The 15,295-nt window shown below is 70.5% G+C and carries 7 protein-coding genes; 4 read left to right on the forward strand and 3 right to left on the reverse strand.

The window, feature by feature from the left end; translation table 11 throughout:
* Nucleotides 1–105: 105 nt before the first annotated feature.
* Nucleotides 106–1,392 (forward strand): ATP-binding protein, encoded by a 1,287-nt coding sequence (locus JG540_RS10105; RefSeq protein WP_200275820.1) that lies wholly within the window; start codon nt 106–108, stop codon nt 1,390–1,392.
* A gap of 95 nt (nt 1,393–1,487) precedes the next feature.
* Here the strand turns inward: JG540_RS10105 and JG540_RS10110 are convergent, their stop codons facing one another.
* The 3 genes from JG540_RS10110 to JG540_RS10120 all read right to left on the reverse strand — a co-directional run bounded on the left by JG540_RS10110 (nt 1,488) and on the right by JG540_RS10120 (nt 8,044).
* On the reverse strand, nt 1,488–3,752 hold the full coding sequence (locus JG540_RS10110; protein ID WP_407648325.1) for a bifunctional metallophosphatase/5'-nucleotidase: 2,265 nt from the start codon (nt 3,750–3,752) through the stop codon (nt 1,488–1,490).
* A gap of 67 nt (nt 3,753–3,819) precedes the next feature.
* Nucleotides 3,820–6,126 (reverse strand): ExeM/NucH family extracellular endonuclease, encoded by a 2,307-nt coding sequence (locus JG540_RS10115; RefSeq protein WP_200275824.1) that lies wholly within the window; start codon nt 6,124–6,126, stop codon nt 3,820–3,822.
* A 403-nt stretch (nt 6,127–6,529) separates the two neighbouring features.
* Nucleotides 6,530–8,044 (reverse strand): CCA tRNA nucleotidyltransferase, encoded by a 1,515-nt coding sequence (locus JG540_RS10120; protein ID WP_200275826.1) that lies wholly within the window; start codon nt 8,042–8,044, stop codon nt 6,530–6,532.
* Between the two features lie 100 nt (nt 8,045–8,144).
* Here JG540_RS10120 and JG540_RS10125 point away from each other — a divergent pair, with 100 nt between their 5' ends.
* The 3 genes from JG540_RS10125 to JG540_RS10135 are packed head-to-tail and all read left to right on the forward strand — an operon-like array spanning nt 8,145 to nt 15,280.
* On the forward strand, nt 8,145–8,651 hold the full coding sequence (locus tag JG540_RS10125) for an NUDIX hydrolase (protein WP_200275828.1): 507 nt from the start codon (nt 8,145–8,147) through the stop codon (nt 8,649–8,651).
* A 6-nt stretch (nt 8,652–8,657) separates the two neighbouring features.
* Nucleotides 8,658–11,228, forward strand: a complete 2,571-nt coding sequence (locus JG540_RS10130; protein WP_200275829.1) for a DUF6049 family protein — start codon at nt 8,658–8,660, stop codon at nt 11,226–11,228.
* Nucleotides 11,225–15,280 (forward strand): murein biosynthesis integral membrane protein MurJ, encoded by a 4,056-nt coding sequence (locus JG540_RS10135; RefSeq protein WP_200275831.1) that lies wholly within the window; start codon nt 11,225–11,227, stop codon nt 15,278–15,280. Before JG540_RS10130 ends, JG540_RS10135 begins: the two co-directional genes overlap by 4 nt.
* Nucleotides 15,281–15,295: the final 15 nt, after the last annotated feature.

The following is a 15,295-nucleotide window of genomic DNA, read 5'->3' on the forward strand; positions in this document are numbered from 1 at the left end:
CTGGCCGGAAGGATCATAAGACGGCGACCAGGAGGATCAAGACCTTGGCCGCCCGCTAGTCCACAGCCCACCTGCAGAGCCTTCCGACCCCGTAGCATCTCCCGCATGCAGCCCTACGCACCCCGCCTGGTGGACGACCAGCTGAAGACGCTCCTGCAAGGACTGCCCGCAGTAAACGTGGAAGGTGCCCGAGGTGTAGGCAAGACCCGCACCGCCAGGGAGCAGGCAGCCACCTTCATACCCTTGGACGACCCCGACGAGCGCCAGCAGGCTGCCGCCCTGGGCAAGCAGCTCCTCACCAGGGCCCAGACCCCGCTCCTGCTGGACGAGTGGCAGCGGATGCCGGAGGTGTGGGACCGGGTGCGGCGCGCCGTGGACCAGGACCCCGCCCCAGGGCGCTTCATCCTGACCGGCTCCGCCACGCCGTCGCAGGCGCCCGTGCACACAGGTGCCGGGCGCATAGTCAACCTGCGGATGCGCCCCATGAGCCTGGTGGAGCGCGGGCTAGACACTGCCTCCGTGAGCCTGCGCGCCCTGTTGGAGGGGGCCCGCAGCACCGCCGTCGAGGGGAGCACCAGAGCCAGCCTGGACGACTACGTGCAGGAGATCATCTGCTCCGGGTTCCCCGGCATCCGCAACCTTCCGCCAGAGGCGCGCAACGCCCAGCTGGACACCTACGTGGAGCAGACCTCCAGGCACGACGTCGACGGCGTATCGGGCCGCCGGGTGCGCTCCCTGCAGGACTGGGTCCGGGCCTACGCGGCCGCAGTGTCCACCACAGCCACCTTCACCAAGATCACGCAGCTGGTCACGCAGTCCCGGGAGGTGGGCCTGGCCAGCGCCACCGCACGCTCCTACCGGGACGCCCTGGAGAACCTGTGGGTGCTGGACCCGGTACGCGGCTGGAGCCCCAGCGAGAACGACTTCTCCCGCCTGACAACCGCGGACAAGCACCAGCTGTGCGACCCGGCCCTGGCCGCCCGCCTGCTGAACCTCGGGGCCGCCGGCATCCTGGGGATCGGGAACCCTCCGGTCATCAAGCCGGCTGACGCCCCACGTCGGTCACGCATGCTGGGGCCCCTGTTCGAGTCACTGGTGGCCCAGAGCGTCCAGGTGTACGCCTCCCTGTGTGATGCCCAGGTGCGTCACCTGCGCACCAAGGCAGGCCTGCAGGAGGTCGACCTGATCGTGGAGGGGCCCGAGCGCCGCATCGTGGCGATCGAGGTGAAGGCTACGGCCGCGCCACGGCCGGGGGACACCAGGAACCTGCTGTGGCTGCGCGAGCGACTAGGGAACCGCCTGGCCGACGCCGTCGTGGTGACCACCGGCCAGCACGCCTACCGCGACGAGGACGGGGTGGCGGTCGTCCCCGCCTCGCTGCTAGGCCCCTGAAAGGAAAGGCTGGCGACACGGGCGATAAGACGAGGTAGGGCGGCTGCGCGGGGATTACCGCCTCCGCGCAACCGCCCTCCTCTACTCAGGCTCGCTCAGGGACGATCATTCGCGCGCTTACGGACGATCATTCCCACGCCCATGAGCGTGAGGAGGACCGCCGCACCGGCGAGCAGATCGGTTTCGGCTCCGGTGCTGGCGAGCTTCGTCCCCGCGCCGGACTGCGCCTGCGGCGCCTTCTGCTCAGGCTGCGGGGCTGCCGTCTGCGGGGCCTCAGACTGCGGAGCCTCCGGCTGCGGGGACGGTGCGACCGCCGGGCAGATCACGGGGATGCTCAGCCCCTGGCTCGCGGTTACGACCTCGGCGAAGTCCGTGGAGATGGAGACGGGGACGTTCACGACCTCGCCCTCGGGCAGGCCCGCGCAGCGGTCCCCAGCCGTGGCCGTGATCTCGACGCTTGCCCGGCCCGCGCCGTCGGTCGTGATGACGGCCGCCTCATCGGAGGCGTGCTCGTCGCGGAGGGAGTTGTCCACCGGCGCACTCACCTTCGTCCCGTCGAGGCTGAGCGTGACGTTATGCGTGATCGAGGGGCCTTCGGAGAAGGACAGGCCGCGCAGGTGGATCGTGGCCTTCGCCCCCTCGGCGACGGGCTGGCTCGGCAGGCTCAGGCCGATAGCGGCCTTGGCGGCCCGCGGCGCCGCACCCGAGTGGGCGGCCAGGAACTCGTTGAACTTGTCGCGGTCGAGATTGCCGTTCGTCTTCGCGGGCCCACCCGCGGTGAGGGCGTCGAAGGAGTCTCCGCCGGCCAGGAGGAAGGTCACCGAGCCAACCGTGTAGGTCTTCGCCGGGTCGAGGGGCTCGCCATTGACCATGACGGAGGTGATGCGCTCGCCGTAGGGCTTAGCCGGATCGTAGGTGTAGCGCACGTTCGAGGAGATACCGAGCTTGAGCAGGGGCCGGGAGTTCTGCGAGTTGAGGTTCGTCTTCCACTGCTGCTCAAGGGCCCGCTTGAAGTCCGCGCCCGTGATCGACACGTAGCCGAGCTCGTTGGAGAAGGGCATGACGGAGTAGGACTGGGCGTAGGTGATGGTCCCGTCATCGTTCGGGATGAGGTCGTCGCGCAGGCCGCCGGCGTTGATGATGCCGATGTCCACGGGCTTGCCCTCGACGAGGACCGTCTCCCTCATGGCGTCGGCAACAAAGTCGCCGAGGCTCGATTCGATGCCGCGGTTCGACCCGGGGTCGGTCGCCCCCGCGGGGGTCGTGAAGACGCCGCGCCTGAAGGCCTGGGTGTAGCCGGTGCCGACGACGGCCTTGCCGGCCTCCTGGGAGTCGGTGACTGCCTGGTCAACGACCGCCTGGGTCGCGGGGTCGGCGCCGCATTTAGCGACGGTGGCCGCAGGGATGAGCTGTGTGTCGGCGGAGACGACCTTCTTCGCCACGGTGTCGTAGGAGATGCGGATCAGGCCGAGGTTGTCGGTGTAGGAGCCGGAGGCGACGCCCGCGAGAAGCGGGTTCTTCGAGTCGAGCCTCTCGGCGGAATCGACCTTGTCGAACTCGTAGGGCACGTGGGTGTCGCCGCCCATGATGCCGTCGACGTGCTCGGAGACCTTCGGGTAGTTGTTCTTCACGTCGTCGTCGAGCATCGCGATGACGATCTGCGCCTCGCCCTTCTCCTTGATGGACTTGGCGAGGGTGTCGATCTTCGCCAGGGGGTCGGTGAAGGTCAGGCCTGCGGTCGTTCCGGGGCTGAGCTTGTAGGGCACGTCCTCGGCGATCGCACCGATGAAGGCGACCTTCACCCCCGAGGGCGAGTCCCAGACCACGTAGTCGCCGAGGTAGGGGGTCTGCGTACCCGCCTTCGTCCAGGAGCCCATGCCCTCGATGTTCGCGCCGAGGTAGGGGAAGCCGACCTGGACGAACTCACCGGGCTTCGAGCCGTCGACGCGCTGCTTGAAGACCTCCTGGCCCATGTCGAGCTCGTGGTTGCCGATGGTGGAGGCCAGAGGCGTGAGGGTGTTGAGGGCCGCGATGGTCGGGTTGTCCTTCAGCGAGCCCGAGGTGTAGGGGGAGGCGCCGATATTGTCGCCGAGGAGGGTGAAGGAGGAGTTCGGGTTGTTCGCCCGTGCCTCCTTGAGGTAGCAGTTCATCGCGGGCAGGCCCGCTTCCTTGACGACCCCTTTCTTCGCGACCTGCTCGATGTGGCCGTGCACGTCGGTGAGGTTGTACAGGTCGAGGGTGACAAGGGAGGACTCGGCTGCCTGAGGGGCGTCCTCAGCGATCGGCTCGGCCAGAGCGGCTGTAGGGGCGAGGAGCAGGGCGAAGGCGGCTCCTGCGCCGAGCAGAGCTCGTGTTGTCATACTCATTGGTTTTCCGGTTCTTTCGAGGAAGCCGCGGATGCGGCGGTGCGGATTAAGTAAGGAGGGTTCAGGAGGCGCGTCGGCGCATCGCGATGAGGGTAAGGCCCAGGCAGAGCGCGGCTCCAGCCGCCACGAGGACGCCGCCCGCGGCTCCGGTCTTCGCGAGGGATCCCGGCGTCTTCGCTGAGGCGTTTCCTACGGACGGGGACTGCGGGGCAGGCGGGACGGGCGCGCTCGGGGTGCTGGGCGTCTCCGGGCCGGTGGTTGCCCCGCCCTCCTGGGGCTTCTCGCTCACTAGGTCGAGGCCGACGATCTCGGGGTTGTGGTCTGAGGAGCGGTAGGGGTTGTCGGTCTCGGTGGCGAGGTGGGCGTTCATATTCGACCTCGAGTACTCGAAGGCGATGGATTCTTCGGCGTTGATGCCCCAGGAGGCGACGCCGAGGACGAGCGGGTCGGCGGCGGCGTTCGCGAAGACGTGGTCCAGGGAGCCGGAGCGCCCTGAGTAGACGTAGGAGGGGTGCGCCCCTGCCGACTTGTGGATCCAGCCTGCGCCGGTGATAAGGGCAAGCGGGTCCTCCTTGGAGTAGGAGTTGAAGTCACCGACGAGGAGGGTCGGGGTCCCCTCGAAGCGCGCGGCGAAGTCCACCAGGGCCTTGGCTTGTGCGACACGGATCGCGTTCGCGTTGCCCTGGCCGTCGCCGGCGTCGGTGTTGCCCTCTTCCATGCCCGTGGGGACCGAGCCCTTGGACTTGAAGTGGTTCGCGATGACCACCAGGCTCTTCCCGACCTGCTTCTCGTTGACGACGGGGGTGAACTCCTGGGCAAGGGGCTGGCGGGCCAGGCCGGTGAAGGCCGGGTCGTCGAGGATCACGGATCCGCCTACGGGCGCGATCGTCCTCGGCTGGTAGATGAAGGCGGTGCGGATGACGTCCTCCTGCGCGGGAACCTGCACCGGGCTGGGGACGTACGCCCACTTCTCGGATCCGGCCGCCGCGTTGAGGGCCTCGACGAGGGTCTTGAGGGGGGCGTCGCGGTCGTCGCTGATTCCGACGCCCAGTGGATTCTCGATCTCTTCGAGGGCGACGACGTCGGCGTCGATCATGTTGATCGCGATGACGATCTTCGCCTGCTGCTGGGCGAAGGCGGCGCTGGACCAGGCTCCTCTGACGGTGCATTTCTTTGCAGTGACGAAGTTCCCGTCCCGGTCAGGGTAGCCCTCGCATCCGGGCTCGTCCTCGCCGAGGTCGGAGAAGTAGTTGAGGACGTTGAAGGTCGCTACCTTGACGTCCCCTTTGACTTCAGGGACTGCGGGGCGCTCGCCGCTGACGGTGATGGGCGAGCGCTCGGGGTGCCCCGCGGTCATGCGGGTCGGTTGGAGGACGAAGGCGGAGTGGCGCACGTCGACGAGGACGGGCTGTGTGAAGGTCGCGTGGTAGCCGACCCGGGCGGGGGCACCATTGGCGATGTAGGCGTAAGGGACACCCGTGGCCGCGCCCCGGGTGAGGTTCGTGTTCGTCCCGTCGTCTAGGGCGATAACGGCGGCGGCGTTCGCCGCCTCGTACGCGGTGGCCTTCTCACCGGGTTCGACGACGTCGGTCGCGGCCCGCAGGGGCTCGGTCCCGGGGGTGAGGGCTAGGGTGCCGTACTGGTTCACCTGGTAGTTGTCGGTGATCGTCCAGGTCCCCTGCGGGGCGACGAGCATGGACTCGAGGGCTTCGAGCTGGTCCGCGCTGGGCACGGAGTCCAGGGGCGTAGGGGTGACGGGGGCGCAGCCGGAGGCAGGCTCGATCGCCGTGACGGCGAGCTGGGTGAGGCTCTGCGTGGCGGCGGGGGTCTTCTTGCCGGTCGCAGGGTACTCGCCGACTGTGCCGGTCACGCGGACGCAGGAGCCGATCCCAGGGATGTCGAGGCGCTTCTTCCCGACCCAGGCGAAGAGCCCGTCGGAGGAGGCGCGGGCCGGCTCCCAGGCGCCACCAGTTCCGGGGGTCTGGATAGTGAAGCCGTCAAGGGTGGTGGCCAGCCCGTCCTCGTTCCTCGGGTGGGCTCCGGTGACGACGCCGAGGGTGGTGACGGTGGTACCGGTGAGCGCGGAGTCGTCGGCTTCTCCGGGCTTCTGGATCTCGGGGATCGGGGTGAGCACCGGCCCCGATCGCGCAGCGTCCGCCCCGCTCGCTTCTGCGGAGCGGGCGGGGCTGGCGCTCCGCTCGCTCTCGGGCGAATCCGGGGCGGGCGTCTCCTGAGGGGTGGAGACGGCAGGCGCCTCCCCTCCGACCGGGGCCTCAGGATCAGGTGCCGCGTGGGCGGTCAGCGGGGCGGCGGCAAGCGCGATCGTCGCGCCCGCCCCGAGGAGGATTCTCTTCGTGGTCGTGGTCATTATGGTGAGCTCTCCTGTTGGCGGTAGTCACATCGGTGTGACCCGGAGTCGTCTTTGACAACCGAAACCCAAGGTCTTTATATGTTGTAAAGAAAGGGTTTGACAACCGTATCAACTCACCCGGGCGCAATCCAAATCCCAGGAAGAGACTCGATCCCGGGATCGCACCCGTCACCCTTAGGTCCGGGTCCGCAATCCGAGGCAAGCACGTTTCGTACGCAGGCAACGCCTCCAGTTGTGCATTTTGGCGCGAGTGGTGCGGTTTTCCGGCACCACTCGCGCCAAAATGCACAAGTCGGGGTGGGCTCCCACGTGCGCCTCGACGCCGCGTATCGGGACGCCAGTCGGCACGACGAGAGGCAGCCCCCAGCCTCTCGGCGCACGGGGGAACCGCGGCGCCTCCTCACTGCCTGCCGCGGGCCGCCCACCAGGCCTGCAGAGCCTGCCGGGCCATCTCCTCACCGACCGGCCCCTTCTCCATGCGCAGGTCCATCAGGAAGCGGTAGGCCTCGCCGACCACCGGCCCGGGCCCTACCCCCAGCTCAGCCATGATCTGGGAGCCGTCCAGGTCCGGACGGATCGCCGCCAGCTCCTCGGCCTGCCGCAGCTGGGCGATACGTGCCTCCAGGTCGTCGTAGGCGTGGGAGAGCAGGGCGGCCTTGCGCCGGTTGCGGGTGGTCACGTCCGCGCGGGTGAGCCGGTGCAGCCGCTCCAGCAGGGGGCCGGCGTCGGTGACGTAGCGGCGTACAGCAGAGTCGGTCCACCCGGCGTCGGCGTAGCCGTGGAAGCGCAGGTGCAGCTCCACCAGGCGGGCCACGTCCTTGGTGGTCTGCTTGTCAAAGGTCAGGGCCCGCAGACGCTTCTTGGTCATGCGCGCCCCCACGTGGTCGTGCCCGTGGAAGGTGACCGTACCGTCACGCAGGAAGTGCCGCGTGGCGGGCTTGCCGATGTCGTGCAGCAGCGCGGCCAGGCGCAGCACCAGGTCCGGGGCGGGCACCGGCCCGTCCGGCCCGGTCTCCTGGTCCATGGCCTGGTCCAGCACGGTCAGGGTGTGCTCGTAGACGTCCTTGTGGCGCTTGTGCTCGTCCACGGTCTCCTGCAGGGCGGACAGCTCGGGAAGCACTACGTCGCACACGCCGGTGTGCACCATCAGCTCGATGCCGCGCCGGGGCCAGCGGCTCAGCAGCAGCCGCTCCAGCTCGGCGCGCACCCGCTCAGCGGAGACGATCTCCAGGCGCTGGGCCATCCTGCTCATGGCCCCCACCACCTCCGGCTCGACGTCGAAGCCGAGCTGGGCGCAGAAGCGGGCGGCCCGCATGATGCGCAGGGGGTCGTCGTCAAGGGACTGCTCGGCGCTGACGGGGGTGCGCAGCAGCCCGTCGGCCAGGTCCGCCAGGCCGCCGCAGGGGTCCACCAGCTCCAGCCCGGGCAGGCGCAGGGCCATGGCGTTGACGGTGAAGTCGCGGCGCGTGAGGTCGCCCTCCAGCGTGTCGCCGTAGGAGACCACCGGCTTGCGGGAGCCGATCTCGTACTCCTCGCTGCGGTAGGTGGTGACCTCCACCACGACCTCGCCCTTGCGTGCCCCAATGGTGCCGAACTCCTTGCCGATGTCCCAGCAGGCGTCACCCCAGGCCCTCAGGATCTCCTCGGTCTGCTCCGGGCGGGCGGAGGTGGTGCAGTCCAGGTCGTGGGGGGCCACGCCCAGGAAGGCGTCACGTACAGGGCCGCCTACCAGGGACAGCTCGTGCCCGGCCCGCTCAAAGAGGTGCCCCAGGGCGGCCAGGCTGGGGGGCAGGCCGCTCAGCGTCCTGGCGGCGAGCGGGGTCAGGCCACGCTCGTCCACCTCCTGCAGGTCTACCTGGAGCTTTGCGGGCACACGGTGGGGGGGCAGTCCCGTACTGGGCTGGTTGGCAGTCATCACCTCCAAGCCTGCCATGCCCACCGCCGGGGCACGCCACCTGACCGATGTCACCCCTCACGAGCCGGGGCTGACGGCCCGGAACGCATAAAGTGTCCCTATGTCGCCCCACCGCACTCACCTGCCCCGCACCGCCTCCGGTGCGCGCCGTGCGGGTGGGCACTCCCTGCCGGTGGTGGACGAGACCAGCGCCGGAGGCCTGATCGTGGACGTCCAGGGCGGCAAGGCCTTCACCGCGGTGATCGCCCGGCGTAACCGAGGCGGGCGCCTGGAGTGGTGCCTGCCCAAGGGGCACCTGGAGGGCAATGAGACCGCCGAGCAGGCCGCGGTGCGGGAGATCCACGAGGAGACTGGTATCACCGGACGGGTGCTGCGCCACCTGGCCACCATCGACTACTGGTTCTCCGGGGACACCCACCGGGTGCACAAGGTCGTCCACCACTTCCTGCTGGAGGCTACCGGCGGCACCCTGACCACGGAGAACGACCCGGACCATGAGGCTGAGGACGTGGCCTGGGTGGAGCTGGACGAGGTCGCGCGCCGCCTGGCGTACCCCAATGAGCGCAGGATCGTCGCCGCCGCGCGCGAGATCCTCGTGGGAGAGTAGATGGTCGTGGGGCCCACCGCACGCCACCCGGTCAGCTCCTGGTCCGCTGGGCTGAACGGGACCGTGTCCCGACGGCGTCGCCCGCTGCGGCTCAGGCTGGTCCTGATGCTGCTGGCGGTAGCGGCCCTGGTGCTGGCTCCGGCCCTGAGCCCCCCGGTGGTCCTGGCGGCGCCCGCCGTCCCGCTGCCCCCGCAGACCAACCTGCCGGTCACTGAGGGGCAGGTCACCGCCTCTCTGGACAGCCTGGCCCCGGAGGTCCTCAGCGGCGGGGAGGACCTAGTGGTCACCGGGACCATCGCCAACGGCACCACGACGCCGCTGACGGACCCGGTGCTGGTGGTGCAGGTGCAGCAGTCCACGCCGGTGTCCGCCTCTGAGTTGAGCAGCTGGCTGGCGGGCAACCGGGACGTCTACCTGCGCACCGCCCTGATCGAGACCCTGCCGGCCACGATCCAGCCCGGTGAGAGCACCGGCTTCTCCCTGACGGTACCTGCCGCCTCCCTGCCCTTGAGTGACCCGGGTCAGTGGGGGCCGCGCGGGGTGCAGGTAGCGGTCACCCAGGACCACGTCAGCCTGGCCGCCGACCGCAGCTACCTGCTGTGGCAGCAGGCTGACGAGACCCAGCCGACCGGTGTGCTGGCCCTGCTCCCGGTGACGGCCTCACCGGCAGAGCTGCAGGTGCTGAGCAGGCTCAAGGAGCCTAGGTGGAGTCCGCCGGAGCCTTCCGCCACCGCCGCCCCCGGCACCCCGTCCCCCGGCCAGACGGCGGAGGCGTCCCCCAGTGCAGGCCCGGCCCAGACCCCTGAGCCGGGGACGCCCGCGGCCACCGCCGCCCCGGAGGCCCCCCAGGAGCCGGTGGAGGCAGACGCCCTGCTGACGGCGATGGTGACCCGGATGACGGCCCTGCTGGAGCTGGCGCAGCCGGGTGTGGTGCTGGGGGTGGACCCGGCGGTGCTGGAGGTGCTGGGTGTCCTGCAGGAGGAGCCTGCGGCGGCAGCAGACAGCACCCCGGCCCCGGCCGTCGGCGCCCCGGACTCCCCGGCCCCTGAGGGCGGTGTGCAGGCCACCGCCGTCGCCCCGGGTGGCGAGCAGCCGGAGCAAGGCGCCAGCGCCCAGCCCAGCCCGGCTCCCTCAGGCAGCCCGGCGCCGTCTCCCACAGCCAGCCCGGGCAGCAAGGCCGCCCCCTCACCAGTGGCGGTGCTGCGGGAGAGGCTGGTAGCAGCTGTCGCGGCCGGTGACGTGGTGGCCCTGCCCTGGGCCGACGCCGACGAGGCCGCCCTGGCCCACGCTGGTGAGTCCACCTTGCTAGCGCAGGCGCACAGCCGGGCCGATGCCTCGGCGCTGGCGGGGCTCGGGGCACGGCGGGACGTGTCCTGGCCAGCCGCCACGGCCCTGGACCAGCAGACGCTCAGCGCCCTGCCCGCCAGCTCCACCCTAGTGCTCGCACCCCCCGGCAGCCTGGAGGTCAGTGAGGACCTGACCTACACGCCCTCTGGGCTGACCACCGTGGAAGGCCGGGTGCTGCTGCTGCCCGACACCGCGGCATGCGCCAGCATCAAGGCTGTCCTGCCTCCTGGCGCCGGGGTGGTGGACCCAGCCAGGGCGAGCCTCAACGAGCTGGACTCGCGCCAGCTGCTGCGCGCGCAGACGGCGATCATGGCCCGCCAGCTGCCGCTGCTCAGCCGTGACCTGGTGGTCAGCGTGGACCGGGTCACCGCCACCGGCACCGACCCGCAGGTGCTAGGAGCCCGCCTGCAGGCCCTGACCAGCTCGCCCTGGACCGTGCCCCTGGGGCTGGAGGACCTGCGCCAGCACGCCGCGGTCATCTCCCAGACCAGCAGGGGCTCCTGGCCCCGTGAGGTGCAACGGACGCCTTTGGGGCAGGCCTCCCCGGAGGGCAACGAGATCTCCGTGGAGGAGCTGGCCGCGGCCCGGGACTCGGCCACGACCCTGGCCGCGGTGGGCTCCACGGTACCCAGTCCGGGGGAGCTGCTGGGCCAGGAGGCTGAGGTGGTCGCCTGGGCCGTCTCCTCGGCCTGGCGGGCGGACCCGGCCCTGCGGGGCCAGATGCTCAGCCAGGTGCAGGACAGCGCGCAGCAGCTGCGCACGGCGATCAACCCGCAGCCCTCCTCCACCATCAACCTCATCAGCCAGCAGGCCAACCTGCCGGTACGCATCGGCTCCAGCCTGACGCAGGACGCGACCGTCCAGGTCACCCTGGAGTCCTCCTCCACCCGTCTGCAGCCGGACGGGCCGGTGACCGCCACCATCCCGGCCAGCGGGGAGGCCATGGTGCTGGTGCCGGTCAAGGCGGTGGGCTCTGGCGACGTCATGCTGACCATCAACGTCAAGGCGCCTGACGGCTCTCAGGTCAGCACCCCGGCGACCGTGCACATCCGCGTCCACGCGGAGTGGGAGTCTCTGGGCACCCGGGTGCTAACTGGCGTACTGGTGGTGCTGCTGGTGGTAGGCGTGATCCGTACCGTGCGTCGTGGCCGCCGCAGCAGCGGCTTGCAACAGGCCGGTGGTGGCCCTGACAGTCCTGGCCCTTTGACTCTGCGAGAGGACCCCCTATGAGCGGACAGAAGCAAGCGGACTTAGGGCGCAAGGCTTCCCTGGCACGTTCCTCAGCGATCATGTTCGCAGGCACCCTGGTGTCTCGGCTGCTCGGCTTCGTCCGCAACGCCCTGGTGGTGGTGGCCCTGGGGGCGACCGCCTCCGGCGCGGCAGACGCCTTCAACACAGCCAACGCCCTGCCCACCCAGCTGTACAACCTGCTCCTGGGCGGGATCCTCAACGCCGTGCTGGTGCCGCAGATCGTGCGCGCGCTGCGCCAGGACAACGGCGACGACGTCGTCAACCGGCTGCTCACGGCGGCTGGTGCCCTGGTAGCCGGGGTGACGGCGGTGATGACGATCGCCTCCCCGCTGGTGGTGCTGCTGTACGCCTCCGGCCTGGGGCGCTGGCAGCCACTGGCGGTGGCCTTCACCTTCTGGTGCATGCCCCAGGTCTTCTTCTACGGCCTGACCGCCCTGTGGGGCCAGGTGCTCAACGCCAAGGAGCACTTCGGCCCCTATATGTGGGCCCCGGTGGTCAACAACGTGATCGCCATCCTGTCACTGCTGGCCTACGTGCGGCTGTACGGCGCCTATGCGGCCGGGGGTGAGCCGCAGGCCTGGGACGGCATGCGTATCGCCGTGATCGCGGGGGGCGCGACCCTGGGGATCGTGCTGCAGGCGCTCACCTTGTACCTGCCGCTACGGCGCACCGGCTTCCGCCCCAAGCTGGTCTGGGGGGTGCGCGGGATCGGCCTGCGGGAGACCTCGATCGTGGCCTCCTGGGCGCTGGCGGGCGTGCTGGTGACCGGTCTGGCGGATATCGCCTGGACCAACCTGGGCTCGGCGGCGGTGACGGAGGCGGAGCGGGCGGCGGCCTCCGGGCTGATCATCCCCTCCACCACCATGTGGAACAACGCCCAGCTGATCTACGTGCTGCCCCAGTCGCTGGTGACCACCTCCATCATCACCGCCCTATTCACCCGTATGAGCGTGAAGGCGGCGGAGCGTGACGGGGCGGGGGTACGTGACGACTTCTCCCTGGGGGCCCGCTCGGTGGCGGTGTTCACCATGCTGGCCACCGTGGGCATCGGGGTGCTGGCCACCCCGGCGCTGCAGGCCTTCGTGCCGACGCTGTCCCTGGCGGAGGCGCAGGCCAGCGCGCCGATGCTGGTGGCCCTGGCCCTGGGGATCGTGCCGCAGGGACTGTGGTTCACGGCCCAGCGGGTGCTGCTGGCCTACACCGACACCCGGCGCCTGTTCTGGGCCTACGTGCCGGTGGGCACGGTGCCTATCGTGGCGGCCTTCCTGATCCACGCGGTGGCTCCGGCCCAGCACTGGATGACCTTGGCCGCCTTGGTCAACACCTTGTGCCACGTGATCGGCCTGGCGATCTGCGTGCCCTTTATGCGCCGCTACCTGCCTGACCTTGACAGTGCGCGGATCGCCCGCACCCACCTGCGCCTGGGTGTCGCTGCGGTGGCTGCGGCCCTGGTAGGCACGGGGATACGCAGCCTGATCGGGCCTGCGGACGGCTCCCTGACGGGGCGTCGCCCGGTGGACGCCTTGGTGACCATCCTGGTGGTGGCTGTGGTGATGACCGTGGTCTACCTGCTGGTGGCGGCCTGGGCCAAGGTGGAGGAGCTGTCGGTGGCTACGGGGCCGGCGGCCCGGATCCTGCGCAAGGTGGGGCGGCTGCTGGGGCCTGCGGGCGGTCCGGTGCTGGCGCTGGCTGAGCGCCTGGCCCCGGTGGAGGTGCGGGTGCCCGCCTCGGTACCGGTTCCTGCCGTCGCACCGGCAGCGGTGCCGGGGGCCGGGACGGGGGCGGCCACCGTTCCAGGGGCCCGCCGCACAACAGAGACCGTTTTGCAACCTAGCGCTACGATGGGTCTAGATTCTCGGGGCGAGAGAGAGGGCCGTGGGGTGGACGAGGGCAAGCCAATCGGTTCAGGCCGCTATCGGGTCCTGGACACTCTTCCGACGACCCTGCCTCATATCATTCGTCACCGCGGCAAGGACACGATCCTGGACCGTGACGTGACCATCCTGATGCTCACCCCGGCCACGGCCCACCGTGAGGAGGTGCTCAGCGCCGCAGCCCGGGCGGTGCTGGTGGACGACCGGCGCTGCCAGCGCATCTACGACGTCGACCAGGGCCGGGAGGCGTTTATCGTCTCCGAGCCGATCTCCGGGGTTACCCTGCCGCGCCTGGTGGAGCAGGGGCTACCAGCCTCCCAGGCCCGCGCGATCATCGGGGAGGCGGCGCAGGCCCTGGCTTCCGCCTCGGAGCGCAACCTGCACCACCTGGTGCTGCAGCCGGAGTCGGTGCGGGTGGACGCCCACGGCCAGGTCAAGGTCACCGGCGTGGGGATCGACGGCGCGGCCCGGGGCATGGACTCGCGCTTCCGCAGCCCGCTGCTGGCTGACAAGGATGACGCCAAGGCCCTGGTCGAGCTGCTCTACTACGCCGTCACCGGCCGGTGGCCGGGCAAGCGCTCGGGAGTGCGCCCTGCCCCGCGGCGGGGTGGGATGCCGGTGCCTCCTTCGGAGATCGCCTCCGGAGTAGCACCTGAGATTGACGCCCTGTGCGAGCGGGTGTGGAAGGACGACGTGCCCCGCTCCGCCGCGGAGGTGGCTGCCCTGCTGGAGCCCTGGCCCCAGGTGCAGGCCCCGAAGGTGCCGCCACGACCTCGTCCGGCCCAGGGGCCCGCGAGCCCTCCGGCAGCTTCCGGCGCCCCGGCGCGGACTGTGACTGGGTCCAGGCAGCCAGGTCCCCAGCACCAGGAGCCCGCAGCAAGCCCCTTGTCAGGGGCGGGCGCCTTGGTGTCCGCCAGTGCCGCTGCTGTGGGAGCCGGGGCCGCAGCAGCCGCCAGCACTATGGCGGGGGCCACCCGCAGCTTCCTGACCAGGTTCAACCGTTCCCGGCGCACGGAGACGCTGCCGGCTGGCGCGCCGCGAGACCCGGCGCCCTACGCGTCTGCAGGGGCAGCGAGCGCCCCGGCAGACGCTGCTCCCGTGGCTGCTGACCCCGTAGCCGCTGGCACGGCAGCTGCTGACACGATGGCCGCCCCGCAACCTGGCGGCACAACCCCGCTTCCGGCACAGCCCACACCACTGCCCGGGGCGCCCTCACCTGGGGTGGAGAGGTCGCAGCAGGTCCCACCGACCGCAGCGGCCTGGTCCGCCAGCCCGCAGGTCGCACCGGCCCAGCCGTATGAGTCCCCGGCGACGTCGGCCCATGCCTACCCCGTCGAGGCCGCCACCCCGCAGGCCACGGGACCCAGCCCCCAGGAGGGGGCCCCAGGCGGCCCGGGCTCCACCCGGATCGTGGACATCGACTCTGTGCAGGCTGAGGTGCACGGGCCTGTGGCCGTCAGCTCCGAGCTGACCAACGTGGGGCCGGAGGGCCCGGCTCTCCTGGAGGAGGACGCCAGCTTCGAGGACCTGGTCAGCGGCGAGGACGAAGACACCAAGCGCAGCACCAACGGCGTACTGATCGCCATCGGCGTCGCGGTGCTGCTGGTAGTGGCCCTGGCGATCGCCAACCTGCTGGACCTGGCCCGGGTGCCGCTGACCGACCAGGAGATCCCGGCGGCCAAGACGGTTCCCTCCCAGAGTGCAGCCGCCGGCGAGGGCAGCGACCAGGCTCCAGCGGCCACGCCGGTCATCGCGGCGGTCCAGGTCCTGGACGGCGACGAGCACCCGGAGCTGGCCAGTGCCATCACCGACGGCGACCCGGCCACCGACTGGTACACCCGCTTCTACAACGACCCCAAGATCTCCAACAACGGTAAGGCGGGGATCGGGGTGGCGCTCAAGCTCCAGGCCCCGGCCACCGTAAGCTCCGTCGAGCTGCAAGGGACGGCAGCTGGTGGGCACTTCCAGCTGCGCAGCACGACGGCGGAGGACCCGGCCGGGGGCAGCCTCTTGGCAGAGGGGGCCTTTGTGGGAGGTACGACCCAGGTCTCCGTCTCACCAACCCAGGCCGAGTCCATAGTGCTTTGGGTCACGGAGATGCCGCGCACCGGCAACGGGGAGAACCGTGTGACCCTTGCAGGGGTAACGATTCGCTGAGCCTGGAACAACTTG

Origin of the sequence: Actinomyces weissii, assembly GCF_016598775.1 — a bacterium.
In the GTDB taxonomy this organism is placed as follows: domain Bacteria; phylum Actinomycetota; class Actinomycetes; order Actinomycetales; family Actinomycetaceae; genus Actinomyces; species Actinomyces weissii.

What these genes read in the sequence shown, in the direction of transcription:
- JG540_RS10110 (WP_407648325.1), bottom strand. Translation starts at nt 3,752, where the DNA reads ATGACAACACGAGCTCTGCTCGGCGCAGGAGCCGCCTTCGCCCTGCTC.
- JG540_RS10120 (WP_200275826.1), bottom strand. Translation starts at nt 8,044, where the DNA reads ATGACTGCCAACCAGCCCAGTACGGGACTGCCCCCCCACCGTGTGCCC.
- JG540_RS10125 (WP_200275828.1), top strand. Translation starts at nt 8,145, where the DNA reads ATGTCGCCCCACCGCACTCACCTGCCCCGCACCGCCTCCGGTGCGCGC.
- JG540_RS10135 (WP_200275831.1), top strand. Translation starts at nt 11,225, where the DNA reads ATGAGCGGACAGAAGCAAGCGGACTTAGGGCGCAAGGCTTCCCTGGCA.
- JG540_RS10105 (WP_200275820.1), top strand. Translation starts at nt 106, where the DNA reads ATGCAGCCCTACGCACCCCGCCTGGTGGACGACCAGCTGAAGACGCTC.
- JG540_RS10115 (WP_200275824.1), bottom strand. Translation starts at nt 6,126, where the DNA reads ATGACCACGACCACGAAGAGAATCCTCCTCGGGGCGGGCGCGACGATC.